The sequence below is a fragment of the Micromonospora sp. NPDC049801 genome, from assembly GCF_040656575.1.
Classification (GTDB): domain Bacteria; phylum Actinomycetota; class Actinomycetes; order Mycobacteriales; family Micromonosporaceae; genus Micromonospora.
The window spans coordinates 99448-122790 of the sequence record NZ_JBFAMS010000003.1 but is presented as its reverse complement, the minus strand read 5'-3'; the positions used below and the strand labels follow the sequence as shown (position 1 = coordinate 122790).

Genomic DNA, 23343 nt, shown 5'->3' with positions numbered 1-23343 from the left:
CGTCCCCACCTTTCGGTCAGCTTCCGTGCGTGTGGGTGTGGCCCTGGAACCGGTGGATCGCCTCCTCGGCGCCGGGGGGCATGCTGCCGTCGGCGTTGCGCACCAGGAAGATCCCGGCCATGCCGCCGTCGGAGTGGTTCTGCACGTGGCAGTGGTACATCCACGCGCCAGGCCCGACGCCCTCCCCGGCCAGCACCTGGAACCCGAACGAGCTGCCCGGGTTGAGGTCCTTGTTGTCGACGACCAGGCTCGGGTCGGCCGGCCCTTCGAGCATCCCGGTGCGGTTGTCCGCCCAGCGGTGGGCATGCAGGTGGAAGGTGTGGAACAGGTTGCCGTGCCCGATGGCGAGCCACTCCACCCGCTGGCCCAGGTTCGCCTCGAACATGGGCGTGTTCGGGGCCATCCGGTTGTTGATCGTCATGTCGTGGAACACGACCGTGAACTGCTTCTCCGGCAGGATGTCGCCCCGACGCCGGACGATCAGCGCGCCGTACAGTCCCTTCGCGACACCGGCCGTGCCGTGGTCGGTGCCCATGGCGTGGTCGTGGTAGTGCCAGTAGCCGGCGCTGCCCGGCATGTACCGGCGACCCGAGGCCGCGACCATCTCGTGCGAGCGCCACACGTACGTCCGTGTCTCGCCGGGGTCGTTGAAGGAGTCGTTGAACGGACTACCGTCCGAGTCGGTGCTGTAGTCCACGCCGTGCGGGTGGATGGACAGCCGCTGGTCGGTGGTGTTGACCAGGGTGATCTCCAGGGTGTCACCCTCGTAGATCTCCAGCACCGGTCCGGGCACGGTGGCCTGGCCGGGTGCGAGGCCGTAGCCGTACAGCCCGCCGGGCAACTGCTCGGCGTAGATGGTGACCTTCCTGGTCACTCCGGCGGCGGCCTGCGCGGGGCTGCCTCCGAAGGCGCTCCCGAGCGTGGGGGCGGACGCGCCCAACGCTCCGGCGGCGAGCGCCCCGGTGGCGATCAGTGATCGGCGGGACAGGTGGCGATGGGAGCCAACGGCGTGATCGTCCATGGGTCTCCGTTCCCGACCGGGCGAAGACGCGACGAGCGCAGGGTGCATCGACCGCCGAGCACAAGGCGGCAGCACGACTGGGGTGAGGATCGTCGCGGACTTCGCTCGGAAGACTCAGAACTTTCGATGGATGAACCCAACTTATGTAATCCATCGACGAAAGTACAGGTCTGATTGCAGGAAGATTACCGCGACATCACAATGGCCATCGATCGGCCGGCGCTGGTGGTGTCAGAGACCGTGCCGGTCGTCGGCCGGCAGGCTGGGGGTTTCCGGTGGCGCCGGCGGCTGCTCGGGCTGACCGACCCGCGCGTGCGTCGGGTCCAGGACGCGGGAGAGGAACGCCCGGGTCCGTTCGTGCTTCGGCGCGCCCAGCACCTCCTGCGGCGGCCCCTGCTCGACGACGACGCCACCGTCCATGAACACGACCCGGTCGGCGACGTCCCGGGCGAACGCCATCTCGTGGGTGACCACCATCATCGTCATGCCATCCTCGGCGAGCCCGCGCATGACGGTGAGCACGTCACCGACCAACTCCGGGTCGAGCGCCGAGGTCGGCTCGTCGAAGAGCATCAGCTTCGGGTCCATCGAGAGCGACCGGGCGATCGCGACCCGCTGCTGCTGCCCGCCGGAGAGCTGCGCGGGGAACGCGTCGGCCTTGTCGGTGAGGCCGACCCGCTCCAGGTTGGCCCGCGCGATCCGCTCGGCCTCGGCGCGCGAGCGGCGCAGCACCTTGCGCTGCGCGACGGTGAGGTTGCGGAGCACGGTCAGGTGCGGGAACAGGTTGAACGACTGGAACACCATGCCGATGCCCCGGCGGACCGCGTCGATCTCGACGTCCGGGTCGGTCATCTCCACGCCGTTCACCCAGATCGTGCCGGCGGTGGGTTCCTCCAACAGGTCGACACAGCGCAGCAGGGTCGACTTGCCGGACCCGGACGGCCCGATCACGCAGACGACCTCGCCCTGGCCGACCTCGAAGTCGATGCCCTTGAGCACCTCGATCGGCCCGAACGACTTGTGCAGGTCACGGATCTGTACGGCGGGACGGGACGGGCTGGTCGTCATGCGGGTCACCGGGCCTTGGCGTAGCGGAGTTCGAGGCGGCGTACCACCTGGGACAGCGGCAGGGTGATGACCAGGTAGGCGAGGCCGGCCACCAGCAGCGGGGTGGCGTTCACCCGGTCGTTGAGCATGTCCCGGCCGAACTTGGTGACCTCGATGGTCTGTGCCGTCACGCCCAGCACGTACGCCAGCGACGAGTCCTTGGTGAGCAGAATGAGCTCGTTCGTCAGCGGCGGGATGACGATCCGGAACGCCTGCGGGATGACGATCGTGCGCATGGCGGTGAAGTGCGACATGCCGAGGGTACGGGCCGCCTCCATCTGCCCCTTCGGCACCGCCTGGATGCCGGCGCGGATGGTCTCGGCCATGTACGCCGCGGCGGTCAACCCGAGACCGATCGCGATCGAGCCGAACACGCCGCCGGGGATCTGCCGCTCCGGAAAGGCGATGGGGATGCCGTACCCGACGAGGAAGAGCACCAGCAGCGCCGGCAGCCCCCGGAACAGCTCGATGTACGCGGTCGCCAGCCAGCGGTACGGCGCCACCCGGGACAGCCGCATGAGCGCGAGCACGGTCCCGAACACGAGGCCGAAGGCGAACGCGCCCAACGTGTAGAGGATCGTGTTGCGCAGCGCCACGGTGATGATCGTCGGGAACATCGATTCGATGATGTCGACGCGGAAGAACGCGTCGGCCAGTCGGCCCCAGTCCGCGGCGAGGAGCACCGCGGCGATGATCGCGACGAAGACCAGGTACTGGATACCGAGGGACAGTCGTTCCCGCTGGCGGCGGCGCAGCTTCACGTTGGCTCGTTGCCTTCCCGGATTGTGCCGACGGGGCAGGGCACGCGGTCCGCGCGCCCTACCCCTTTGGAGCGTCGATCAGGCGTGCGGCCGCTTGCCGATCCACTTGGAGTAGATCGTGTCGTACGAGCCGTCCTGCTTGGCCTTGGCCAGCGTCTCGTTGATCTTCTTGAGCAGTTCCGGGTTCGCGTCCTTCTTCACCGAGAACCCGTACTGCTCGCCCGTGTCGAACTCGGCGGTCACCGCGAACCCACCCGGGTTCTTGCGCAGGTACTCGGTCCACACCGGCAGGTCGTTGACGGCGGCCTCGACCTGACCGTTCGCGACGGCCTGCTGCAGGGCGGCGAGATCCTCGAACTCGACGAGCTGCAGGCCCTTCTCCTTCTCGAACTTGCGGGCGTAGTCACGGCCGGTGGTGGCCGCCTGCACGCCGAGCTTCTTGCCCCGCAGGTCGTCGAGCGACTTGTACGGCTTCCCGGTCTTGACCAGCATCGCCTGCGTCGCGTCGAAGTACGGGTCGGAGAAGTTCATCACCTTCTGCCGCTCGGCGGTGATGGTCATGCCGGCGGCGGCCGCGTCGCACTTGCCGGTGTTCAGGTCCTGGCCGGACTTGATGCCCTCGAAGGGCGTGTCGATGATCGTCTGCTCGACGCCCAACTCCTTGGCCACGAGGTCCATCACGTCGACGTCGAACCCGGTGACCTTGCCGCTGGCGTCCTTGGACTGGAACGGCGGGTACGGCAGGTGGGTGCAGACGGTCAGCTTGCCGGCCTCGACCAGCTTGACCCCGCTGGCCTGGACCTCGCTGTCGTCCTTCTTGGCACACCCCGCGGTCACCGCCAGAGCGGCGATCGCCACGACGAGGCCGGCCTGACGGACTGCGCTACGGACCCTCACGAATGTGTCCCTCCGGTTCGGCTTCCCGTTGCGCCGGGCAGCCAGGTTGGTACGAAGACGGTGTGACAGGGGACGGTACCTGATTCGACGAACGGTAACTCAGGTCACGCGTTGTAGCCGCAGCGCTGCGGCGACCATCACAGGCCGTGAACGGGACAGTGGGCCCCGAAGGGGACGGCGAACGGGACCAGGCCCACCCGTGCGCCCTGGCGGGCCGCGCGTTCGCGCCGCCGATCCGCCGCGACGACCGGCATTTGAGTATCCGCACCACCCCGAAGGAGTAGGCCAGCGCCCCGAGCGCCGCTGCGCCGCCGCAGAAGCTGATAGACGATCAGTGGTACCGCCGTCACCGCAGGGCAGATCAACCCGGATGGGAGGGCAGGACCTGAGGATGGACACCTACCCCACGACACCTCAGATGGCCTTCGCGCAGTTCGTCCGCCAAGCCGTCGACGACGCCCGCGAGGAACACGGCTGGACCGTCGGCGACATCGCCCACCACACCGGGGTGAGCCGCTCGACGCTGTTCCGCTGGCTCGCCGGAGACTGGCAGCGCTACCCCGAGCTGGCGAAGGTGCGTAGCCTCTGCGCCACCCTCGACCTCTCCATCGCCGCCGCGATCCGGCCGCTCGCGATGCCGGACGCGGCCGAGACGCCCCGGGCGCTGGCGCAGGTCGAGACGGACATGGGCACCATCCGCCGTCGTTTGCTGGACGACACCGTCTCGGCCGCGGACAAACGCCAGATCCGCGACCTGCTCCGCCGCCTCGCCGGCCGGGACCTTCCGGTCGAGGCGGCGTCGTCGACCGGCGCCGGGATCACCCGCCGGCCCCGTCGCGGGTGGGAACATCGCGCCGGTGAGCCGAGCGCGCGGACCCCCTAGGGCCCGCCGACGTCAGGTGGCGGCGCGTCCCTGCCGGCGAGAGCCGCCGTCGGGGCGACGGGACCCGATCCGGGGTGCCCGCACCACCGGCGAGCTGCCGACGCCGGGGCGATAGTCACGTGCCGCGGCGGCCACCATGTCGTCGGAGTCGTTCTTAAGCGCCTGCCGCACGTGCGACGGGATGAGCTCGGACGTGGCCATGGCCAGGCGTACCTGCACGGCACGGTCGTCGACCAGACCTGCCAGATCCGCCTCGCTCAGCTCCAAGGCGCGGACCAGGGCCGCCCGTACGTCCACCGCCGGGTCCCTGGCCAGGGCGCTGCGCTGCGCGGCGGTGGTCCGCGGGTTGCGGGCGAGCCCCTTGCGGACGCGGACGGTGCGGTCGGCCAACAGGGCGACGACGACCTCGGGGTCGTGGGTGTGGGTGGCGAGCCGCTCGCGTACCTCGGGTGAGGCGTCCTCGACCAGCTCGGCGGCGAGGTGGGGCTCCAACTCGCGGGTCTCGGCGAGCAGGCCCCGAAGCTCCTTGTCGGGCGCGGCGACCATCACCCGGCGGACCGACTCGTCGCAGGCCGGGTTGCTGGCGACGGCCCACCGGACCCACCGGTCGGCGTCCTTGACGAGACGCAGGAGGTTGCCGACCGACGTGGCGGGATTGCGTGCCACCGCCTCCCGGACCTGACGATCGTGGTCGCGGGTCAACGTCCGCAGAGCCTGCGCGGGCGCGTCCGGCCGCGCCGCGACCGCCTTGCGCACCGTGACCGATGCATCCGACGCCAGGTCGATGAGGGTCATCTGTGGTGTTGCGGGGTCCTGTGCGAGGGCGAGTCGAGCGTCCGCCCCGCCGTCGGTCGGACGGTCGGCCGTGGTTCCCGACCCGCTGTGCCGGTCGGCCCCGCCGACGTGCTGCTGCTTGCCCATGGGCGCAATCATGGCACGGGTCGACCGGGGCGCCGCGCGGCAAGCCTGGACGCCGTCCCTGCTCCGGGGGCCGCCGACCTCAGTGCTGACGCGGGGCCACCAGCCCGGACTCGTACGCGACGACGACGAGCTGGGCGCGGTCGCGGGCGTGCAGCTTGGCCATGGCCCGGTTGATGTGGGTCTTGGCGGTCAGCGGGCTGATCACCATTCGTGCCGCGACCTCGTCGTTCGACAGACCCTGGGCGACCAGGACGACGGCCTCGCGTTCCCGGCTGGTCAGCTCCCGCAGCCCGGTCGGGACCCGCAGGTGCTGTGGTTCGGCGACGTACCGGTCGATGAGGCGGCGGGTGATCGACGGCGCGAGCAGCGCGTCCCCTCGGGCGGCGACGCGTACGGCGTGCAGGAAGTCCTCCGGCTCGATGTCCTTGACGAGGAAACCGGCGGCGCCGGCGCGCAGCGCGTGGAAGACGTGTTCGTCGAGTCCGTAGTTGGTCAGGATGACGACGTGCACGCCGGCCAGCGCCGGGTCCGCGGCGATCAGCCGGGTCGCCTCGATTCCGTCCAGCACCGGCATCTGGATGTCGATGAGCGCGATGTCGGGCAGGTGACGTCGGGCGAGGGCCAACCCCTGGAGACCGTCGGCCGCCTCGGCCACCACCTCGATGTCGTCCTCGATGTCCAGGAGCGCGCGGAAGCCGCTGCGCAGCAGCGCCTGGTCGTCGACCAGCAGGACGCGGATCACGCGGACGGCCCGACGGGAAGTTCGGCGCGGACGGTGAAGCCGCCCCCGTCGCGGGGCGCCGCGTGCAGGCGACCGCCCAGGGCGGTGACCCGTTCGCGCATCCCGAGCAGCCCGACGCCGGGCGCCGGGGCGGCGGCCGGCGTGGCGGCGCCGTCGTCGTCGACCCGGATCGCGAGGGCGTCCGGACGGTAGTCGACGTGGACCGACGCGGTGGCCGCGGCGGCGTGCCGTGCGACGTTGGTGAGGGACTCCTGGACGATGCGGTAGGCGGTCCGGTCCACGGCCACCGGCACGGCCTGTCGCGGCCCCCGCACCGTCAACGTCGCGTCCAGCCCGGCCAGCCGAGCCCGCTGCACCAGCTCCGGCAGGTGGTCGATGCCCCGCGGCGGGTTCCTGCTGTCGTCCCGCAGCGCCTCCAGGGTCGCGCGCAGCTCGCGGCTGGCCTCCCGGCCGGCCTCCCGGATCGCCAGCAACGCCTCCGGCACCGCCTCGCCACGCCGACGGGCCAGGTGGACGGCCACCTCCGCCTGCACCTTGATGATCGAGATCTGGTGGGTCAGCGAGTCGTGCAGCTCCCGCGCGATGTGCAGCCGCTCCTCGTCGGCCCGGCGTCGCGCGGTCTCCTCCCGGGTGCGCTCGGCCTCGTCGGCCCGCCGCTCGGCCTGCCGCAACGCCTCCCCCGCCGCGCCGGCGGCGATCAGCCACGCCACCTCCAGGGCGCCCCGGGCCCGCGCGAGCGCGTCGCCCAACGGCAGACCCTGCGGTGGGGCGAGCGCGGTGAGCGGCAACGCGACGAGCATCAGCACGGCGGCGACGACCGTGACGACGCGGTGGCCCGCCCGCACACCGGTGTACACCGCGAACAGGAAGGCGACCGCCGGCACGTCGAAACCGACCGCCTGGTAGCCCACCGCGCACAGCCCGGTGACGGCCAGGACGGTGACCGGAGCCCGGCGACGCGCCGCCAACGCCAGACCACCGGCGGCCAGCAGCGCATAGCCCAGCAGGTCGAGGTCCATCGTGGAAGGGCCCATGGACCGCCCGGCGACCAGCAGCACCACCGCCACGCCGACGGCGATGACCCAGTCCCGGACAACGGCACGCCCTGTGCTCATGCGCGCACCCTAGCCCGGGGCGCGCACCGGGCGACTCCTGCGCGCGAACGACCGTCGACTACCGCGTCCGTGGTAGTCGCGCGGCGGGTGCGTCGTACGCGGCAGCCGCCTGCGCCCGCCGCGGCAGGACGAAGAGCCTCCGGTTGCCGGACGACCGGCGGCCGGCGCGGCGACACGATCGAACGGCACACCACGATGTACGAGAAGGAGAAGCACATGTCGGTGTTCACCGCTGCCACGTCCGCCCTGCTGGAGGGGATCGCCGCGCCGGACCAGCCGTTGGCGGCCAGCGTCACCACCATGAGCACCGGTCGACTCGGGGCGAGCGTCGGCGGCCTGCTGGGCCTGGCGGGGGTGATCGTCGGCGCGCTGGCCCTGGCCCGCCCGACCAGTCGCGTCGGCACCGGCAGCGGGATGATCGGCGCGACCGTGGCCCTGGCGTCCGGGCTGCTCGCCGTGGGCCTCGGCGCGCTGGTGGTGGCGACTTCCGACAGCGGGATCGGGACCGGCAACGGTCGGGGCGGGGCGTACGTGGCCCTGGTGGTGGGGTCGGCCGCCCTGGGCCTCGGTGGTCTCGCGTTGCGGCGCGTACGAGGTTGAGGGACCGCCCGTCCTGCTCCGCGCGGGAGCGGGACGGGCGGGCCACCCGCCGTCAGACGCCCCGCGCGCCCCTGCGGAAGCCCACGATCACGACCGCGCCCACCACCAGGTGCATCAGGACGAGGGCGACCCGGGTGCCGGCCGAGGCGTCGACCAGGGAGGCCGGCACGAGCGACAGCACGAGGACGACGAGAGCGATCCCCGTCCAGATCGTGATGGCGCTCGCCCGGAAGCGCTCGAGCACCGCGAGCAGGCCCCAGCCGAGCAGCGCCGCGATCGCGGAGTTCAGGACGACGGCGAGCACCGTGACGTCCCGCGGGCCGGCGCCCTGGTCGACGGTGAGCTGCGCGCCGGCGAGGGTCGCGATCGACCACACGGCCACGGCGGCGAGCACGGCGACCGCGACGGCGATGGCCCGGTCTCGCACGCGCGAGGCGCTGGCACCGGCACGGGGAACAGAGGCTTCCGCAGACATCAGGGGTGACTCCTCAGTGGAGGGGACGTGCTGTCGAGATCGAACCGTATCAGAAGGTTCTGTTCTTTACTATCTCGTTCTTAACTTGTTCGCGAGGCGACGATGCTCCGCTACGAGATAGTTCGAATCACGAACCAGTTGCTAGGCTGCCGCCATGACCACCGGAACCTCCGGGCCCGATGCCGCGACACCAGACCTGATGTTCCTGATGTCCTGGGCCACCCACGCGCTGGCTCAGGAACACGCCGCCGCCCTCTCCGGCCTGAGCATCTCGACGCGTGCCTACTGCGTGCTCGATCGCGGTCTCACCGGCGAGTTCACCCAGAGCCAGCTCGGCGAGATGTGCGGCATCGACAAGACGACGATGGTCGTCACCCTCGACGAGCTGGAACGTGCCGGCCTGGTCGGGCGTCGCACCTCGACGACCGACCGACGCGCCCGCATCGTCACCGTCACGCCCGACGGCGAGCGGCTGGTCGCCGAGGCGCGGCAGATCGTCGCGGGACTACAGCACGACATCCTCGCCACGGTCCCGTCGCGCGACCGCGCGATCTTCCTGGACGTGCTCGGCCGGCTGGTGCAGGGCCGACTGTCGACATTCGTGCAGACCGACCGCCCCGCCCGCAGGCGATCCTCCCGGGCAGCCTGACCTCGAGCGGGGAGCATGCCCAGGTGAGTTCGGACCAGCTCCTCGTCACGCTCGACCGCGCCAGTGCGGTGCCGTTGCAGCAGCAACTCTGCGACCAGATCAGCTCATCCGTACGCGCCGGCCGGCTGCGCCCCGGCGACGCGGTGCCGCCCAGCCGCGAACTGGCACACCAGCTCGGGGTCTCCCGGACGGTGGTGACCCGCGCCTACGAGCTGCTGCGGGCCAACGGGGTGCTCACGTCGCGGCGTGGTTCCGGCACCCGGGTCAGCGCCGCCCCGGCCGACGCGCCACCGCGGGTCCCCCGCGCCGCCCGCGCGCACCTGCGACCCGAGCCCCCGCTGCCCACCGACGCCGGCAGTCCCCTCTGGAAGCCCTGGGAACCGGCGCCGATGCACCGGCCGGACGGCACGTACGACTTCCGGCACGGCACCCCGGCGCTGGCCAGCTTCCCGGTGACCCGGTGGCGGCAGTCGCTCGCCGACGCGGTCAGCCGGGCGGACGCGGTGGCGTTGGGCTACGGCCCGGCCGAGGGTTCCCCGTCGTTGCGTACCCAGATCACCGCGCTGCTGCGACGCAGCCGGGCGCTGGACGCCCGCCGCGAGGACACGGTCGTGACCAGCGGCGCGACCCAGGCCATGGACATCCTGGTCCGGCTGCTCGTCGGCGCGGACGACGTGGTGGTCATCGAGGATCCGAGCCACACCGTGCTGCGGCAGATCTTCGGCTACTCGCGGGCCGCCGTGGTGCCGGTCCCGGTCGACGAGGAGGGCCTGCGGGTCGACGAGATCGACTGCCGGGTCCGCGCACACGGCCTCGACCCGGCCCGGGTACGCCTCGTCTACGTCACCCCGTCGCACCAGTTCCCGACCGGGTTCATCATGTCCGACCGGCGACGGCGGGCGTTGCTGCGCTGGGCCCGCGACCACGCGGCGACGGTGCTGGAAGACGACTACCACAACGAGTTCACCTTCGCCGAGGAGCGGCTCGCGTCGTTGGCCGCCGACCCGCAGGACGCGGACGTGGTCTACGTCGGCAGCTTCAGCAAGACCCTCTTCCCGTCGCTGCGCATCGGATACGCGGTGTTGCCGCCGCACCTCGTCCGGTCGTTCCTGGGCATCAAGTGGATCACCGACCGGCTGACCCCGACGGTGACCCAGGAGGCGTTGGCCGAGTTCATCTCCTCCGGCGCGTACGCCCGGCACATCGGCCGGATGGACCGCCTCTACCGCCAGCGTCGCGCCCGGCTGCTGGAAGCGCTGTACGAACACTTCGGCGCGGGAGTACGGATCTCCGGCACGGCGGCCGGGCTGCACGTGCTCGTGACCCTGGGCGGCGCGCACGACGTCGATGAGGCCGAGATCGTGCGCGCCGCCGCCGCCCGGGGCGTACGGGTCTATCCCGCCTCGGGCTACTTCGTCACCCGGCCGCCGACCGAGCCGACCTTCCTGATCGGGTACGCGGCGTTGCCCACCGCTCGGATCACCGAGGGAGTGGCGCTGCTGGCCGCCGCGGTGCGGGACGCGACGGCTCGGTGAAGCGGGGCCGGTGAAAGCGCGCGCTCTGGGCGTACGGGACGGTGCAGTCGAACACCGCCTTGGCCGTGCGCCCGTCGGCCGAGAGCGACGGCGAGTAGCCGGTGTGCTGGCTCGGGTCGAGCGGAAAGCCCTCCCGGTCGGGCAGCACGACCAGGTCCTGATCGGCCTGGAACCGGGTGACCATCGCCCACCACAGGTCCTGGTCGGACTCGATGTCCACGTCCTCGCCCACGCACAGCACCAGCTTGGCCATCCGGAACTGCTCCAGCACCGCCTCGGCGGCGGCGCGCACCGCGACGTCGTCCTGTGGCCCGCGCTTGGCCGACCACTGGAGCACCACCATGAGCTGACCGCCACCGGCGGTGTGGCAGTGCGCCGCGAGCGCCGGTGTCCCCCGCCGCCGCAGCACGTCCAGCACGGCGGCCTCCATCCCGAAGCCGAGCAGGATCGACTGCTCGTGCCCGGGCCCGGAGACCGCCTGCAGGATCGGGCTCTCCCGGGCGGTGATCGCCGTGGCCCGGATCAGCGGCAGCCAGGGGTGCGCGCGACCCTGGTAGCCGAGGAACTCCGGCGTGGCCACCGTGCCGTGCGCGCTCTCCGGCGCGTGGTCGGCCAGCAGCTCACCCTCGATGACGTACTCGGCGTGGGCGATGAACTCGGCGTCCACCGTGGCGCAGGGCAGCAGCTCCACCGGCTGGCCGGCGAGCGCGCCGGCCACCGCCAGCTCATCGAGGTCGGGCGGGACCAGCGAGGTCGGGCAGCAGGAGGAGAGCAGCACCGCCGGACTGAGGCCGAGGTGGATCGCCACCGGCAGTGGGCGGCCCCGGCGCAGGGCGGCCTGGTACGCGAGTTCCAGGTCGCGTCCCGGCACCATCCAGATGGTCAGCGTGTCAGGCCCCTGCACGCACATGCGGTGCACGGACAGGTTGCGGACCCCGGTGTCCGGGTCGGTGGCGAGCACCGCGCCGAGGGTCAGGTAGGGCCCGGCGTCCTCGTCGGTGAGGACCGGCACCGGCAGCGCGGTCAGGTCCAACGGCAGCGACTCGCGAAGCCAGCGGGACGCGTCGGCGGCGAACTCCGCCGGGCGGGGGGCGGCCACCGCGTCAAGCAGCCGGTGCGGCAGCTCGGCGGGCGTGCACCCGAGCAGGCCGGCGGCTCGTCGACGGGTGCCGTAGAGGCCCATCAGCACCGCCCGGGTGGGTCCGTCGTCGGGGCGTACCCGGTCGAAGAGGACGGCGGGGCCGGCGCCGGTGGGAGGGGCGGCGGGCGCGCCCGCCCAGCGGGCGTAGTGGGCGGACACGCCGTAGCGGGCGGGCAGCTCGGTGGCGACCCGCACCAGCTCGCCGGGGAGCGGGTCGAGGCTGGCCAGGGCGTGCCGCAGGTCGACGGGCAGACGGTGGCTCATCTGGTGTCCGTCGCCGCGGCGGCGGCGCGGCGGGCCGCCAACATGTCGAGCTGCATCAGGGTCAGCTCCTCGATGAGGGCGCGGTACGTGCCGACGGCCACCTCGGGCGGCATGCCGTGCCCGACCGCCAGGGCGTGTACGCGGTCGAGGACCTGCCGCACCCGCTCGGGTGAGCGGACCGTCCCCTCGTCCGTCTTGTGCACGGTCAGCTCCCGCACCACCCGGGTGCGCTCGGCCAGCAGGGCGATGATCTGCCGGTCGAGCCCGTCGATGGCGACCCGAAGCTCGGCGATCCGGGCCGGCCCGTCGGCGTCGCCGGCCGGCGTCGACCCGGCCGGCGAGGCGACGCTCTGCGGGTCGCTCACGGCTGCGGAACCTCATCGACCACGAAGACGACGGTGGGCTCGGCGTCGCTGCCCTGCGACCGGTGCTCCTCGTCGTCGGGAATGACGAACCCCATGCCGGGGCGACACGGCACCGACCGGTCCCGGAAGTGGATGGTGAACTCGCCCTGGAGCACGTAGCCGGTGTGCCCGCGCAGGCACCAGTGGTGCTCGTCGAAGCCGGGTGGCAGCTCCAGCAGGCGCAGCCGCTGACCGCCCACGTACGTCATCTTGACCCGGCCCTCGGCGCCCGGCTTGTCCCACCTCTCCCACTCGGTGGCCGGGAAGTCGATGCCGACCGGAGTGGCGACCTGCTCAGTGGACATTCTCGATATCTCCTCTGCTCTGGACGGTTTCGGCGCGGCGGGGCCGCGGGACGCGTTCGTTGCGGTCCCGGCGCGGCAGGACCGGGCCACCGTCGACCCGCTGGTGCCGCTTGAGCAGCTGCACCATGTCGAGCATCCGGTGCACCATCCGCTCCAGCGCGTCGACGCCTTCGGCGTCGGTCAGCCCGGGGCTGCCGGTGGTGTTGCGCAACAGGACGGGGAATCCGCTGCCCACCAGGATCATCCTGTTGAGCAGCAGGTTGTTGACGATCTGGTTGTGCACGGAGGAGTCGCTGTACCGACGTCCGGTGACGATGATGCCGCCGACCTTGTCGGCCAGCGGCCGGTTGAACCGCAGGTAGCCGACGCCCGCGCGCTCGATGAAGACCTGCATGAGGTGGGCGAGGCCGAAGCCGTGCACCGGGGCCGCGTAGATGAGTCCGTCGGCGGCGGCCATCTGCTCCACCAGGGCGGGGACGTCGTCGTCCACCCGGCAGGGCAGGGTTCGGCTGTTGCAGTCGCCGCACGGGCTGCACGGCGAGATGCGGTGCTCGCGGAGCACGATCGTGCGCAGGGTCGCGCCGCGTTCGGCGATCAGCCGGCCCGCGTGCGCGATGGCGTGGTCGGTGTTGCCGCCGGCCCGTTCCGACCCGTTGATGGCGAGGATGGTGGCTGCTTCGCTGTGCATTGGCGCCCCCGGTGCTCGGCGCGGGGGCGGACGCCACGACGGCGTCCGCCCCAGCGAGGTCAGTCCGTCAGCTTTCCGGCGAAGTAGTCGATGTAGGCCTGCATGTCGAAGTGGCCGTGCCCCGAGAGGGAGAAGACGATCGCCTGCGACTCGCCCGTCTCCCGGCAGCGCAGCGCCTCGTCCACCGCCACCCGGACGGCGTGGGTGGACTCCGGCGCCGGCACGATCCCCTCGCTGCGGGCGAAGAGCACGCCCGCCTCGAAGCAGGCGGTCTGCGGCACGGCACGCGCCTCGATGAGGTCGAGGTCCCGCAGCGCGCTGATGATCGGCGCCATGCCGTGGTAGCGCAGTCCACCGGCGTGGATGGCCGGTGGGCGGAACTCGTGGCCCAGGGTGTGCATCTTGGTCAGCGGGGTGAGGCCGGCGGTGTCCCCGAAGTCGTAGTCGTAGGTGCCCTGGGTCAGCGACGGGCAGGAGGAGGGCTCGACCGCGACGAACCGCACGGCCGGGCCGCCGCCCAGTTGGCGGCGCAGGAACGGCAGGGCCAGCCCGGCGAAGTTCGAGCCACCGCCGGCCGCGCCGATCACGACGTCCGGGTAGTCGTCGGCCAGGGCGAGTTGGAGTTGCGCCTCCTGGCCGATGATGGTCTGGTGCATCAACACGAGGTTGAGCACCGAGCCGAGGGCGTACTTGGCGGCGCCACCGCTGGCCATCGCCGCCTCAACCGCCTCGGAGATGGCCAGGCCGAGGCTGCCGGTGGAGTTCGGGTCGGCGGCGAGCGCGGCCCGGCCCGCCGCGGTACGGTCGCTCGGGCTCGCCGTCACCGACGCGCCGAACGTCTCCATCAGCCCCCGCCGGTACGGCTTCTGGTCGTAGCTGACCCGCACCATGAAGACCTCACAGTCGAGGCCGAAGTACGTGCAGGCCATCGAGAGCGAGCTGCCCCACTGGCCGGCGCCGGTCTCCGTGGTCAGCCGCCGCACGCCGTCGAGCTTGCTGTAGTACGCCTGCGGTACGGCGGTGTTCGGCTTGTGGCTGCCGGACGGGCTGACCCCCTCGTACTTGAAGTAGATCCGGGCCGGCGTGTCGAGGGCCTTTTCCAGACGGTGGGCGCGGACGAGCGGGCTGGGCCGCCACTGGCGGTAGATGTCCAGCACCGGCCCGGGGATGTCCACGTCCCGCTCGGTGCTGAACTCCTGCTCGATCATGCCGGTGGCGAAGAGTGGTTCGAGGTCCGCCGGGGTGAGAGGTTCCCGGGTGCCGGGGTGCAACATCGGGGGCAGCCCCTTGGGCAGGTCGGGAACCACGTTGTACCAGGTCGTCGGGATGTCGCTCTCGGGCAGCACGAACTTCGACGTCGTCATGGCGCCTTCCGATGAGGGGTGGGTGGGTGTCAGGGACTGGCGGTGGCCGGTTCGGCGGGCGCCGGCACGGGCCGGACGGCCGGTCGGATTCGCAGCGCCGCGAACGCGACCACACCGACCACCGGGGTCAGCAGGAGGATCAGGAGGACGGGCTGGTGCCCCTGGGTCTGCCAGACGAAGCCGAGACCCATCGGCACGACCAACCGGGCCGAGCTGAGCACGAAGGCGTTCAGGGCCATGAAGCTGCTGACCCGACGCTCCTGCACGTGGTCGGCGATGTAGGTGGGCACCACCACCGAGGCGATGATCTCCCCGAGGGTCCAGACCACCGTGGAGAGCAGCACGGCGGGCAGCGAGAAGGCGAACACCAGGACGGCCATGCCGGCCGACCAGAGCAGGCCGGCCACGATCAGCAGGACCCGGGTCGAGTACGCCTTGATCCGCTTTTCGATCAGCAGGCTGGCGCTGACCACGACGACGCTGTTGATGGTGTAGACCGCGCCGACCACCGCCACCGACGAGTGCAGCACGGTGGTGACCGCGAGGGGCAGCGTGTATTCCAGGCCGATCAGCGGCGCGACGTAACAGAAGGAGACCAGCACCAGCAGCGCCACGTCGACATCCCGGCGCAGCCCGGCCCAGCGGGTCGTGACGACCGGCGCGGTCGTCGGGGCACGGCGGGTGTCGGCGGGTACGAACAGCCAGATGGTGGCCGCCGCGAGCAGACCGAGCAGGATGTTCCCGGCGAACATCAGCTCGTACGACAGGGCCGCCGCGAACCCGCCGAGCAGCGGGCCGACCCCCATGCCGAGGTTGTTGGCGAGATAGCTGACGGTGTACGCGAAGGGCCGCTCGCCCGGCTCGGTCAGGTCGGCGATCAGCGTGTTGGCCGCCGGGGAGAACATGCCCATGCCGACCAGCGCGACGAAGAGCAGCACCGCGTACGTCCAGGTGGGTCCGTCGACCACGGCCAGGCCCAGGTAACCGGCCGCGTTGAGCAGCAGGCTCGCCACCAGCGCGGCGCGGCGGCCGGCGCGGGCGCAGACCGGCCCGCTGAGCAGGCTGCCGGCGAGCAGGCCGGTGCTGCCCGCGGAGATCAGCACGCCCGCCTCGCCGGTGCTGAGCTGCCGGCTCTGCACCAGGTAGACCGCGAGCAGGGGAAAGACGAACATGCCGGCCCGGTTGATGAAGGACGCGTAGACCAGCATCCGCAGCGGGCGGGGCAGGGCCCGGAACCGGCTCAGCCACATGACGGCTCCCCCACCGGTTCGGTGCGCACCTCGAACGAGTCGCGGATGACCTTGAAGCGGGCGCGGACGGCGTCGAAGTCCCGCCCTTCGCAGACGTACCAGCCGAGCACGTCGTTCGAGGCGGTCGGCGCGGCGAGCACGTCACCGACGCGCTTCCACACGTCCGCGTCGCGTACCGCGTCGAGCGCCCGCAACTGCGCCGCCGAGGTGATCGCGGTGATCCGCCCGTACCGGTCGGAGCACAGGTACTCGGTGCCGATCTCCGGCCCGAGCGTGGTCGTCGGCACGTGCTCCGGGTCCAGTTCTAGGCGGCACCACTCCCCGGCCAGGTTGATCCCCCGCCCGGCCTCGATGGCGGGGACGATCGAGCCGCCACCGGCCCGGGCCGCCGCCTCGCCGAGGATCACCTCGCCGTCGTCGCGGAGGAAGAACTCGACGTGCGCCACGCCGGTCCGCATCCCGAAGCCACGCAGCACGGTGGCGCTGGCGGCCAGGATGCGCCGCTCGGCGTCGGTCAGGTCGTGTTTGCGGGAGACCGTGCCGCCGGGCTCGTCGCGGAACTCCAGGACGGAGTACGTGTAGCGGGAGAGCTGCTCGAAGACCACCTCGCCGTCGCGCAGCAGCGAGTCGACGTGGTATTCCGCACCCCGGACGTACTCCTCCACCCGGTAGTCGTGCCGGTCGTCGGCGATCAACGGCCACACCCGGGCCAGGTCCTCGACGGAGTCCACCCGGTGCGTGTCGCCGCAGGCCCAGCCGGCGTACGGCTTGACGACCACCGGCCAACCGACCTCGGCGGCGAACTCGGCGACCGCCCCGACCGTCTCGGGGCGGCAGGAGCGGGCCACCGGCACACCGAGCTCGGTGGCGCGGCGGTGCATGACGTTCTTGTCGCGGAAGGTCAGCGCCCCCTCCGGGTCGAGCCCGTCGATGCCGTGGTCCCGTCGGCAGTGCGCGGCGGTCAGCACGTCGCCCTCGAAGAGCGGGAAGACGCGCCGCACCGGGTGCTCGGCGACGATCGTCGCGACGATCGAACGGACGGCCTCGCGGTCGTCGAGGTCGGCGTGGTAGCAGGGCAGACCGGCGGTGTCGGCGGACGGCTGCCCGGTCGGCAGCAGCGCGACGGTCGCCACGCCCCGCTCGGCGGCGGCGGCGACCACGGCGCGGAACTGGGCGGCGTACCGCCCGGCCGCCGGGCGGTAGATCACCAGGATCGCGCCGTTCACGGACGGCTCCGACCGTTGCTGCCCGCCGGGCTCAGCGGTCCCGCGGTACCCAGGACGGCGCTCGTCGCGTCGCGGTCGAGCACCGCCTCCTGCCGTGGGCCGGCGGACATCCCGGCGAGGACGCCGCCGAGGCGGGCCAACGCGTCAACCACCTCCGCCCGTCCGCCGGGGTGGGCCGACTCGACGGTGAGCAGCAACGCGTGCGGGCCCAGGTCGGTGCGGACCAGGTGGCCCTGCCGCCAGTTCCAGCGCCGCGAGTGGGCCCGCCCGTCGGCGTCGGCGTAGACGACCTCACCCGGCTCGGGACGCTCGGGCGCGTCGGGAACGCCCAGCGGCAGGTACGTCTCGGTGCCGTCGGCCGGCCGCACCACGAGGTCGGTGAGGCCGTCGACCGCGCACGACGCCACCGGCAGCGCCGCGCCGAGCGAGACGGCGTTGCAGAGGTCGACCAGGGCGTTGATCCGGGGCAGCCGGTCGCCCTTGGCCACCCGGCGGGTGATCGATTCGGCGGCGCAGGGGAACCGGTTCGGGTTCACCCCCACCGCCCGGTACGCCTCGCGCCAGGCCGCGATGCCCGGCAGGTCGGCCACGCCGGCCTTGTCCAGGCCGGCGCCGTGCAGCGCGTCCTCCGCGGCGGTGAGCAACGCCGACACGGCGGGAGGGGCCGGCACGACCTCGACCAGCGCCACGGCGAGCACGCCGAGCACGTAGTCCGGCACCGCGGTCAGCACCCGGTCGTCGATGCGGACGGTGAGAGTGGCCGCACCGTCGCTGAGCTGGGTCATCGTGATCCTCGTGAGAGTGGGGTCCGATTGTCCGCCCGACCGTACGCAGCGGGACGACCACCGCTTGTGGCCAATCCGGGGTGATCCGGTGAGGCCAATCCGGGTGGCCGTTGCGCGGTCGTCGACGCCTGGCGCAGGAAGTTGTCGAACAGCCGCAGGCCGGCCTCGGTGAGCACGCTCTCCGGGTGGAACTGCACCCCCTGCACCGCGAGCGTGTGGTGTCGTACCCCCATCACGTAGCCGTCGTCGGACGACCGCGCGGTCACCCGCAGGGCCGGGGGCACCGGGTCCGCGACGATCAGCGAGTGGTAGCGGGTGACGGTGAGCGGCGCGGGCGTGCCCTCGAAGACGCCCTGGCCGTCGTGGGTGACCACGCTGGTCTTGCCGTGCATCAGGTGCCGGGCGACCGCGATCGTCCCGCCGTAGGCGAGGCCGATCGCCTGGTGGCCGAGGCAGACCCCGAGCAGCGGGACCCGACCGGCGAAGGCGTGCACCAGCTCCACGTGCCCGGACTCGGCGGGGTGGCCCGGCCCGGGGCCCAGCACTACCGCGTCGGGCCGCAGGGCCACGAGCTGGTCGTTGGTCGCCGCTCGGGAGCGGACCACCACGGTCTGTGCGCCGAGCGTCCGCAGGTACTGGTCGATGATGTGGGTGAAGCTGTCGTACGCGTCGACGAGCAGGACCTTCACGACAGCAGCTCCCTACCGGTCAGGGCCCAGTAGGTGGCGTTCATCTTGGCCAGCGTCTCGCGCCACTCGTCGCCCGGGGTGGAGTCGGCCACGACCCCGGCCGAGGCCTGGGTCCGGTAGTGCCGGCCGTCGTGCACGGCGGTCCGGATGCAGAGGGCGAGCACCGCGTAGCCACGGACGTCGACCAGCCCGACCGCGCCGGCGTAGACGCCCCGGGGCTCGTCCTCCAGACCGTCGATGATCTCCATGGCCCGCAGCTTCGGGGCGCCGGTCATGGTGCCGGCCGGGAAGGTCGCGCAGATCGCCGCCCACACGTCGGCGTCGTCGGCGAGCTGGCCCGAGACGGTCGAGACCAGGTGGTGCACGTACGCGAACGGCTCGACGTCGAACATGCTGTCGACGCTGAGCGTCCCCGGCACGCAGACCCGGCCGATGTCGTTGCGGCACAGGTCGACGAGCATGACGTGCTCGGCCCGTTCCTTCTCGCTCGTCGCCAGCTCGACCACCCGCCGTCGGTCGGCTTCGGGGTCGGCGGCGCGGCGGGCCGTTCCGGCGATCGGACGCATCGAGAGGCGGCCGTCCTCGATGCGCAGGAACAGCTCCGGGCTGGCCCCGATGACGGTCCGGCCGGCCCACGGGGTGAGGTACATGTACGGCGACGGGTTGCGGTGACGCAGTCGCCGGTAGACCTCTAACGGTGTCAGCGTCGTCTCCACGTCGATCCGGTGGCCGATCTGGATCTGGTAGCTGTCCCCGACCTCGATGTGCCGCAGGCACTGCTTCACCCGGGCGGCGAACGTCTCCTCGTCGACGGTGTCCCGGACCAGACGCGGTGGCGGGGCGGCCGGCACGTGCGGGTGCTGGGCGGTCGGTCGCACGGGCAGCTCGGGCAGACGGGCGGCGTCGTCCGGGGGCAGGTGCGGCCCGCTGGCGTCGAGCCGCCGGACCGTGCCGGCGCGTAGATCCCACCAGACGGTGTGCCGGAACAGCGCGAGCGTGCAGCGGGGAACGTCGTCGACCACCCGCTCGGTACCGAGTTCGTCCATGTCCCGCGCGGCCTCGTACGCCAGGGTGGTGAGGAATCCGAAGGCGAAGGTGTCGGTGGGGACGGTCGTGCGCACGGCGAACGCGCGCTGTGCCGCCCGGACGGCGGCCCACACCTCGGTCGGTCCGGCGACGGGCCAGACTCGCGCCGTGGTGGCCCGCCGGCCCGGTTCGCCCAGGACGGCGGTGAACACGGCGGCCAGGGCGTCACCCAGCGGACCGTCGGCGGCCAGCTCGAGGCGGTCGGCGATGAGTCGCACCTCGGCGAGGAGACCCCAACCGACGGCTGCGGCATATCGGTCCCGAACAGGACCGTCCAGGCTTTCGAACAGATACAGGTCGTCGTGGGAAAGACTGTCGGCGAGTGCCGTGTAGAGCGACAACGGATCGATCGACGGCAGTGTGACAGATGTCACTTCCACCGGAATTGAGTCCATAAATGCGGTACGTGTATCGGTCGACGAATGTGCTCGGATCGACCACGCGGCGGGTTCGGTTGACAATAGGGACACTTGCGGAACCCCCTCTGAACAGCCCGATTCCGCACCACCGTTGGCGCTGGTCCCGCCGACGACGCGGCAGGTCGGACCCTTCCCCCAGGCGAAAGGACTTCGCACGACCACCCCGGCGCCGGCGGCGGGGCGTCCACATTGGACACGCTCGGAACATACGCCCTGATTCGCCGGCCACCGGGCGGTTGTGCACCCGACCAACACTTTCCACAGGCACGGATCACGCTGTCCATACCACTTCGACGATCTCGGAGCGGACCACTTGTCCCTTAATCTAAGCCTGTCAATAGACGGGCAATCGCGTGGAACGCTGGCAGTGCAGCTCCGTAACGCATTCCGTACGCAGATCGAGGAGGGCGCGCTGCGCCCCGGCACCCGGGTGCCGTCGAGCCGGCAGCTCGCCGCCGACCTCGGCGTGTCCCGCAGTGTGGTCGTCGAGGCGTACGGACAACTCTGCGCCGAGGGGTACCTCGTCTCCCAGCACGGCTCGGGCACCTCGGTGGCGGCGGCGGCCCGCGCCGACGTCGCCTCGGCGCTCACCCCGGACGACCACCCGCCCGCCCCGGCGGTCTGCGACCTGCGCACCGGCAGCCCGCACGACTCGACGTTCCCCCGCCAGGACTGGATCCGGGCGGTCAGCGCGGTGGTCACCTCGGCCGGCCGTCGCGAGCTGGGCTACGCCCCGCCGTCCGGGCTGCCGGTCGTACGGCACACCCTCGCCGGCTACCTGGGCCGGGTGCGTGGGGTACGGACCCGGCCGGAGCGCCTCATGGTCACGTCCGGCTTCGCGCAGGGGCTCGCGCTGCTCTGCCGCGTGCTGCGCGACCGTGGCCACGACACGCTCGGGGTGGAGGATCCGGGGCACCCGGGCGAGTGGGAGTTCGTCGCCGAGGCCGGCCTGCGTCCGGTGGGCATCCCGGTGGACTCCGACGGCATCCGGGTGGACGCGCTGGACGCGAGCGGCGTCCGTGCCGTGCTGATCACCCCGGCCAGCCAGTTCCCGACCGGGGTCACGCTCACCGCACGACGCCGGGCACAGCTCGTGGCCTGGGCGAAGAAAGTCGACGGCTACGTCATCGAGGACGACTTCGACGCCGCCCTCGTCGCCCCGGCGCACCGGCTGCCGGCGGTGCAGAGCCTCGCGCCCGACCGGGTGGTCTACGCCGGCAGCGCCAGCAAGGTCCTCACGCCGGCGCTGCGCCTCGGCTGGCTGGCCATCCCCGCCGACCTGACCGCGGCGGTCGAGCGGATCCGGGCCAGCTGGGACATCGGCTGCTCCGGCCTGGAACAGCTCGCCTTCGCCCGGTTGATCGACACCGGCGCCTTCGACCGACACCTGCGCCGACTCGGCGCGGACGTGCAGAAGCGCCGTCAGGCGGTCCGCGACTTCGTCGCCGGGCACCTGCCCGACGTCACCCTGCTCGGCGCGAACGGCGGACTCCAGGCGTACCTGCTGCTGCCGGCCAGGTACGCGGAGGAGGCCGTGGTCCACGCGGCCCGGCGTCGCTCGGTGCTGGTCCGCGGTGGCCGCTTCTACGCCCTACGGCCGGACGACCGCCCGCCGGCGCTGGTGCTCGGCTACGCCGGGGTACGCGGCCCGGAGTTGGGACGCGGCCTGACCGCTCTGGGCGCGGCGTACCGGGAGACGACCGGTCGCGGTTGATCAGTCGGCCGGCCGGCCCGGTTCGGCTCGCGCACCATGAACACGTCGATCGGATCCTCGGTTTCGAGCGTGAATCCGTGCCGCTCGTACAGCCGCCGGGCCGCGCTGCCGCGCAGCACGTTCAACCGGACGCGGACGCCGTCGCGGTCGCACCGCTCGAGCAGCGAGCGCAGCACGGCGGCGCCGATGCCGACGCCCTGCGTGGGCGGCGTCAGGTAGAAGTGCTCCAGCCAATGGGCGTCCTCGCCCGGCCGCAGGGACACGCACCCGGCGAACGCGCCGTCTACCTCGATCAGCCAGGTGTGTGCCGGCGAGAACCCGTCCCGCAGTCGTTGCCGGACCCGCTGCGCGTCGTACCGCCCGAGCCGTTCCAGATCCGGCCGCAGCACCACGGACCGCAACTCGGCCACCGCCTCGACGTCCGCCGTCAGCGCCGGCCGCAGCGCCCAGTCCCGCACGACCGCAAGGCTACGCGGGCGCGTTCCGGCTCTCGCGTCGAGCCGTCGGCGTACGCGGTCAGGTGGCCCGGACCGCCTCGATGATCGTCTCGGCGATCTCGCTCGCGGCCTGCGGGGCCGCCGCCATCGCGTGCGAACCGCCCGCCACCTCGCGTTGGCCGCGCGGGGCGGCCCGCTCGGCCATGAACCGGTGTACGGCGACCGGGATGTTCTTGTCGGCGTCGCCGAACACGAACCAGCTCGGCAGGGACCGCCAGGCGGGTTCGCCGGTGAGCCCGTCGCCCAGGGCCTGCTCGGTGATGGGCCGCTGGGTGCGGGCCATCAGCGCGGCGAGGTCGTCCGACGCGTCGGCGCAGAACTGGGCGTGGTACGCGTCCTGGCCGATCGCCACCTCGTTGCCGCCGGTCGACACCGGGTACTGCACCAGCGTGTCGGCGAGCGTGCTGCCGGGGAACTTTCCCGACAGCGACAACGCCGACTCGCCGGTGTCCGGCGCGAACGCGTTGACGTACACGAGAGCCCGCACCGACGTGTCGCCCGCCGCGGCCTGCGTGATCACCATGCCGCCGTACGAGTGGCCGACGAGCACGACGGGCCCGCCGATCCCCCGTGCCACGTCCCGCACGTACGCGGCGTCGCCCGCGACGCTGCGCAGCGGGTTGGCGGCGGCCACGACGTTGTACGCGGCACCCAGCCGCTCGATCACGCCGTTCCAGCTGGCCGACTCGGCGAACGCGCCGTGCACCAGGACGACGGTGGGCTCCGCATCGGGCATGACAGGCGCTCCCTCGCTCGTGACACTGCTTTCCACCGGCCGTGCCGGTGCGCCTGAGTACCCGCCAGG

23 protein-coding genes and 2 pseudogenes are annotated in these 23343 nt (G+C 72.2%); 5 read left to right on the top strand and 20 right to left on the bottom strand.

Features of this window, described 5'->3' with window-relative positions; genetic code table 11:
• Window positions 1-16: 16 nt before the first annotated feature.
• From AB0I89_RS06390 to AB0I89_RS06375, 4 genes are all read right to left on the bottom strand, one after another.
• Window positions 17-1021: a multicopper oxidase domain-containing protein gene (locus AB0I89_RS06390; RefSeq protein WP_357121136.1), complete on the bottom strand. Its 1005-nt coding sequence runs from the start codon at window positions 1019-1021 to the stop codon at window positions 17-19.
• A gap of 231 nt (window positions 1022-1252) precedes the next feature.
• Entirely contained in the window at window positions 1253-2089 is an 837-nt protein-coding gene (locus AB0I89_RS06385; protein WP_357121133.1) for an amino acid ABC transporter ATP-binding protein, read from the bottom strand.
• Between the two features lie 5 nt (window positions 2090-2094).
• Window positions 2095-2889 carry an amino acid ABC transporter permease gene (locus AB0I89_RS06380; RefSeq protein WP_357121130.1) on the bottom strand — a complete coding sequence of 265 codons (795 nt, stop codon included), beginning with the start codon at window positions 2887-2889 and terminating at the stop codon, window positions 2095-2097.
• A gap of 78 nt (window positions 2890-2967) precedes the next feature.
• Entirely contained in the window at window positions 2968-3786 is an 819-nt protein-coding gene (locus AB0I89_RS06375; RefSeq protein WP_357121127.1) for a basic amino acid ABC transporter substrate-binding protein, read from the bottom strand.
• A 391-nt stretch (window positions 3787-4177) separates the two neighbouring features.
• Between AB0I89_RS06375 and AB0I89_RS06370 the strand changes: the two are divergent.
• Window positions 4178-4564: pseudogene (locus tag AB0I89_RS06370) on the top strand (helix-turn-helix transcriptional regulator); the annotation flags it as partial.
• A 117-nt stretch (window positions 4565-4681) separates the two neighbouring features.
• Here AB0I89_RS06370 and AB0I89_RS06365 read toward each other — a convergent pair.
• The 3 genes from AB0I89_RS06365 to AB0I89_RS06355 all read right to left on the bottom strand — a co-directional run bounded on the left by AB0I89_RS06365 (window position 4682) and on the right by AB0I89_RS06355 (window position 7447).
• Window positions 4682-5590 (bottom strand): hypothetical protein, encoded by a 909-nt coding sequence (locus AB0I89_RS06365; protein ID WP_357121124.1) that lies wholly within the window; start codon window positions 5588-5590, stop codon window positions 4682-4684.
• A gap of 79 nt (window positions 5591-5669) precedes the next feature.
• The gene (locus AB0I89_RS06360; RefSeq protein ID WP_357121121.1) at window positions 5670-6332 is read right to left on the bottom strand and encodes a response regulator transcription factor; all 663 of its coding nucleotides are present in this window, start codon (window positions 6330-6332) and stop codon (window positions 5670-5672) included.
• Window positions 6329-7447, bottom strand: a complete 1119-nt coding sequence (locus AB0I89_RS06355; protein ID WP_357121118.1) for a histidine kinase — start codon at window positions 7445-7447, stop codon at window positions 6329-6331. The genes AB0I89_RS06360 and AB0I89_RS06355 overlap by 4 nt, the downstream gene beginning before the upstream one ends.
• Window positions 7448-7663: 216 nt before the next feature.
• Here AB0I89_RS06355 and AB0I89_RS06350 point away from each other — a divergent pair, with 216 nt between their 5' ends.
• Window positions 7664-8047: a DUF6223 family protein gene (locus AB0I89_RS06350; RefSeq protein ID WP_357121115.1), complete on the top strand. Its 384-nt coding sequence runs from the start codon at window positions 7664-7666 to the stop codon at window positions 8045-8047.
• A 52-nt stretch (window positions 8048-8099) separates the two neighbouring features.
• Here AB0I89_RS06350 and AB0I89_RS06345 read toward each other — a convergent pair whose 3' ends face one another.
• On the bottom strand, window positions 8100-8474 hold the full coding sequence (locus AB0I89_RS06345) for a DUF6069 family protein (protein ID WP_357121112.1): 375 nt from the start codon (window positions 8472-8474) through the stop codon (window positions 8100-8102).
• A 202-nt stretch (window positions 8475-8676) separates the two neighbouring features.
• Here AB0I89_RS06345 and AB0I89_RS06340 point away from each other — a divergent pair, with 202 nt between their 5' ends.
• Window positions 8677-9171 carry a MarR family transcriptional regulator gene (locus AB0I89_RS06340; RefSeq protein WP_357121109.1) on the top strand — a complete coding sequence of 165 codons (495 nt, stop codon included), beginning with the start codon at window positions 8677-8679 and terminating at the stop codon, window positions 9169-9171.
• A gap of 23 nt (window positions 9172-9194) precedes the next feature.
• A complete protein-coding gene (locus tag AB0I89_RS06335) occupies window positions 9195-10706 on the top strand; it encodes a PLP-dependent aminotransferase family protein (protein WP_357121106.1) in 1512 nt (503 codons plus the stop codon).
• Here the strand turns inward: AB0I89_RS06335 and AB0I89_RS06330 are convergent.
• The 10 genes and pseudogenes from AB0I89_RS06330 to AB0I89_RS06285 all read right to left on the bottom strand — a co-directional run bounded on the left by AB0I89_RS06330 (window position 10651) and on the right by AB0I89_RS06285 (window position 20282).
• Entirely contained in the window at window positions 10651-12111 is a 1461-nt protein-coding gene (locus AB0I89_RS06330; protein ID WP_357121103.1) for a UbiD family decarboxylase, read from the bottom strand. The genes AB0I89_RS06335 and AB0I89_RS06330 overlap by 56 nt on opposite strands.
• The gene (locus AB0I89_RS06325) at window positions 12108-12476 is read right to left on the bottom strand and encodes a chorismate mutase (protein ID WP_357121100.1); all 369 of its coding nucleotides are present in this window, start codon (window positions 12474-12476) and stop codon (window positions 12108-12110) included. Before AB0I89_RS06325 ends, AB0I89_RS06330 begins: the two co-directional genes overlap by 4 nt.
• Window positions 12473-12820, bottom strand: coding sequence for a cupin domain-containing protein (locus AB0I89_RS06320; RefSeq protein WP_357121097.1), 348 nt, complete (start codon window positions 12818-12820; stop codon window positions 12473-12475). Before AB0I89_RS06320 ends, AB0I89_RS06325 begins: the two co-directional genes overlap by 4 nt.
• On the bottom strand, window positions 12810-13508 hold the full coding sequence (locus AB0I89_RS06315; protein WP_357121094.1) for a flavodoxin family protein: 699 nt from the start codon (window positions 13506-13508) through the stop codon (window positions 12810-12812). Before AB0I89_RS06315 ends, AB0I89_RS06320 begins: the two co-directional genes overlap by 11 nt.
• A gap of 59 nt (window positions 13509-13567) precedes the next feature.
• Window positions 13568-14872 (bottom strand): TrpB-like pyridoxal phosphate-dependent enzyme, encoded by a 1305-nt coding sequence (locus AB0I89_RS06310; protein ID WP_357121091.1) that lies wholly within the window; start codon window positions 14870-14872, stop codon window positions 13568-13570.
• Between the two features lie 29 nt (window positions 14873-14901).
• Window positions 14902-16122 (bottom strand): MFS transporter, encoded by a 1221-nt coding sequence (locus AB0I89_RS06305; RefSeq protein ID WP_357121088.1) that lies wholly within the window; start codon window positions 16120-16122, stop codon window positions 14902-14904.
• Window positions 16113-17348: an ATP-grasp domain-containing protein gene (locus tag AB0I89_RS06300; RefSeq protein WP_357121084.1), complete on the bottom strand. Its 1236-nt coding sequence runs from the start codon at window positions 17346-17348 to the stop codon at window positions 16113-16115. Before AB0I89_RS06300 ends, AB0I89_RS06305 begins: the two co-directional genes overlap by 10 nt.
• Window positions 17345-18133, bottom strand: a complete 789-nt coding sequence (locus AB0I89_RS06295; RefSeq protein ID WP_357121081.1) for a phenylalanine--tRNA ligase beta subunit-related protein — start codon at window positions 18131-18133, stop codon at window positions 17345-17347. The genes AB0I89_RS06300 and AB0I89_RS06295 overlap by 4 nt, the downstream gene beginning before the upstream one ends.
• A 125-nt stretch (window positions 18134-18258) precedes the next feature.
• Window positions 18259-18822: pseudogene (locus tag AB0I89_RS06290) on the bottom strand (aminodeoxychorismate/anthranilate synthase component II); the annotation flags it as partial.
• Window positions 18819-20282 carry an anthranilate synthase component I family protein gene (locus AB0I89_RS06285; protein WP_357121078.1) on the bottom strand — a complete coding sequence of 488 codons (1464 nt, stop codon included), beginning with the start codon at window positions 20280-20282 and terminating at the stop codon, window positions 18819-18821. The gene AB0I89_RS06285 and the pseudogene AB0I89_RS06290, both read right to left, overlap by 4 nt.
• A 412-nt stretch (window positions 20283-20694) precedes the next feature.
• On the opposite strand from AB0I89_RS06285, the gene AB0I89_RS06280 reads away from it, so the two are divergent.
• Entirely contained in the window at window positions 20695-22041 is a 1347-nt protein-coding gene (locus tag AB0I89_RS06280; protein ID WP_357121075.1) for a PLP-dependent aminotransferase family protein, read from the top strand.
• Here the strand turns inward: AB0I89_RS06280 and AB0I89_RS06275 are convergent.
• Together AB0I89_RS06275 and AB0I89_RS06270 are read right to left on the bottom strand one after the other, a co-directional pair.
• Complete coding sequence (locus AB0I89_RS06275; RefSeq protein WP_357121072.1) at window positions 21957-22499, bottom strand: GNAT family N-acetyltransferase; 543 nt, start codon at window positions 22497-22499, stop codon at window positions 21957-21959. The genes AB0I89_RS06280 and AB0I89_RS06275 overlap by 85 nt on opposite strands.
• A gap of 58 nt (window positions 22500-22557) precedes the next feature.
• On the bottom strand, window positions 22558-23274 hold the full coding sequence (locus AB0I89_RS06270; RefSeq protein WP_357121069.1) for an alpha/beta hydrolase: 717 nt from the start codon (window positions 23272-23274) through the stop codon (window positions 22558-22560).
• Window positions 23275-23343: the final 69 nt, after the last annotated feature.

What these genes read in the sequence shown, in the direction of transcription:
- AB0I89_RS06390 (WP_357121136.1), bottom strand. Translation starts at nt 1,021, where the DNA reads ATGGACGATCACGCCGTTGGCTCCCATCGCCACCTGTCCCGCCGATCA.
- AB0I89_RS06305 (WP_357121088.1), bottom strand. Translation starts at nt 16,122, where the DNA reads ATGTGGCTGAGCCGGTTCCGGGCCCTGCCCCGCCCGCTGCGGATGCTG.
- AB0I89_RS06270 (WP_357121069.1), bottom strand. Translation starts at nt 23,274, where the DNA reads ATGCCCGATGCGGAGCCCACCGTCGTCCTGGTGCACGGCGCGTTCGCC.
- AB0I89_RS06365 (WP_357121124.1), bottom strand. Translation starts at nt 5,590, where the DNA reads ATGGGCAAGCAGCAGCACGTCGGCGGGGCCGACCGGCACAGCGGGTCG.
- AB0I89_RS06385 (WP_357121133.1), bottom strand. Translation starts at nt 2,089, where the DNA reads ATGACGACCAGCCCGTCCCGTCCCGCCGTACAGATCCGTGACCTGCAC.
- AB0I89_RS06315 (WP_357121094.1), bottom strand. Translation starts at nt 13,508, where the DNA reads ATGCACAGCGAAGCAGCCACCATCCTCGCCATCAACGGGTCGGAACGG.
- AB0I89_RS06350 (WP_357121115.1), top strand. Translation starts at nt 7,664, where the DNA reads ATGTCGGTGTTCACCGCTGCCACGTCCGCCCTGCTGGAGGGGATCGCC.
- AB0I89_RS06320 (WP_357121097.1), bottom strand. Translation starts at nt 12,820, where the DNA reads ATGTCCACTGAGCAGGTCGCCACTCCGGTCGGCATCGACTTCCCGGCC.
- AB0I89_RS06355 (WP_357121118.1), bottom strand. Translation starts at nt 7,447, where the DNA reads ATGAGCACAGGGCGTGCCGTTGTCCGGGACTGGGTCATCGCCGTCGGC.
- AB0I89_RS06310 (WP_357121091.1), bottom strand. Translation starts at nt 14,872, where the DNA reads ATGACGACGTCGAAGTTCGTGCTGCCCGAGAGCGACATCCCGACGACC.
- AB0I89_RS06330 (WP_357121103.1), bottom strand. Translation starts at nt 12,111, where the DNA reads ATGAGCCACCGTCTGCCCGTCGACCTGCGGCACGCCCTGGCCAGCCTC.
- AB0I89_RS06295 (WP_357121081.1), bottom strand. Translation starts at nt 18,133, where the DNA reads ATGACCCAGCTCAGCGACGGTGCGGCCACTCTCACCGTCCGCATCGAC.
- AB0I89_RS06340 (WP_357121109.1), top strand. Translation starts at nt 8,677, where the DNA reads ATGACCACCGGAACCTCCGGGCCCGATGCCGCGACACCAGACCTGATG.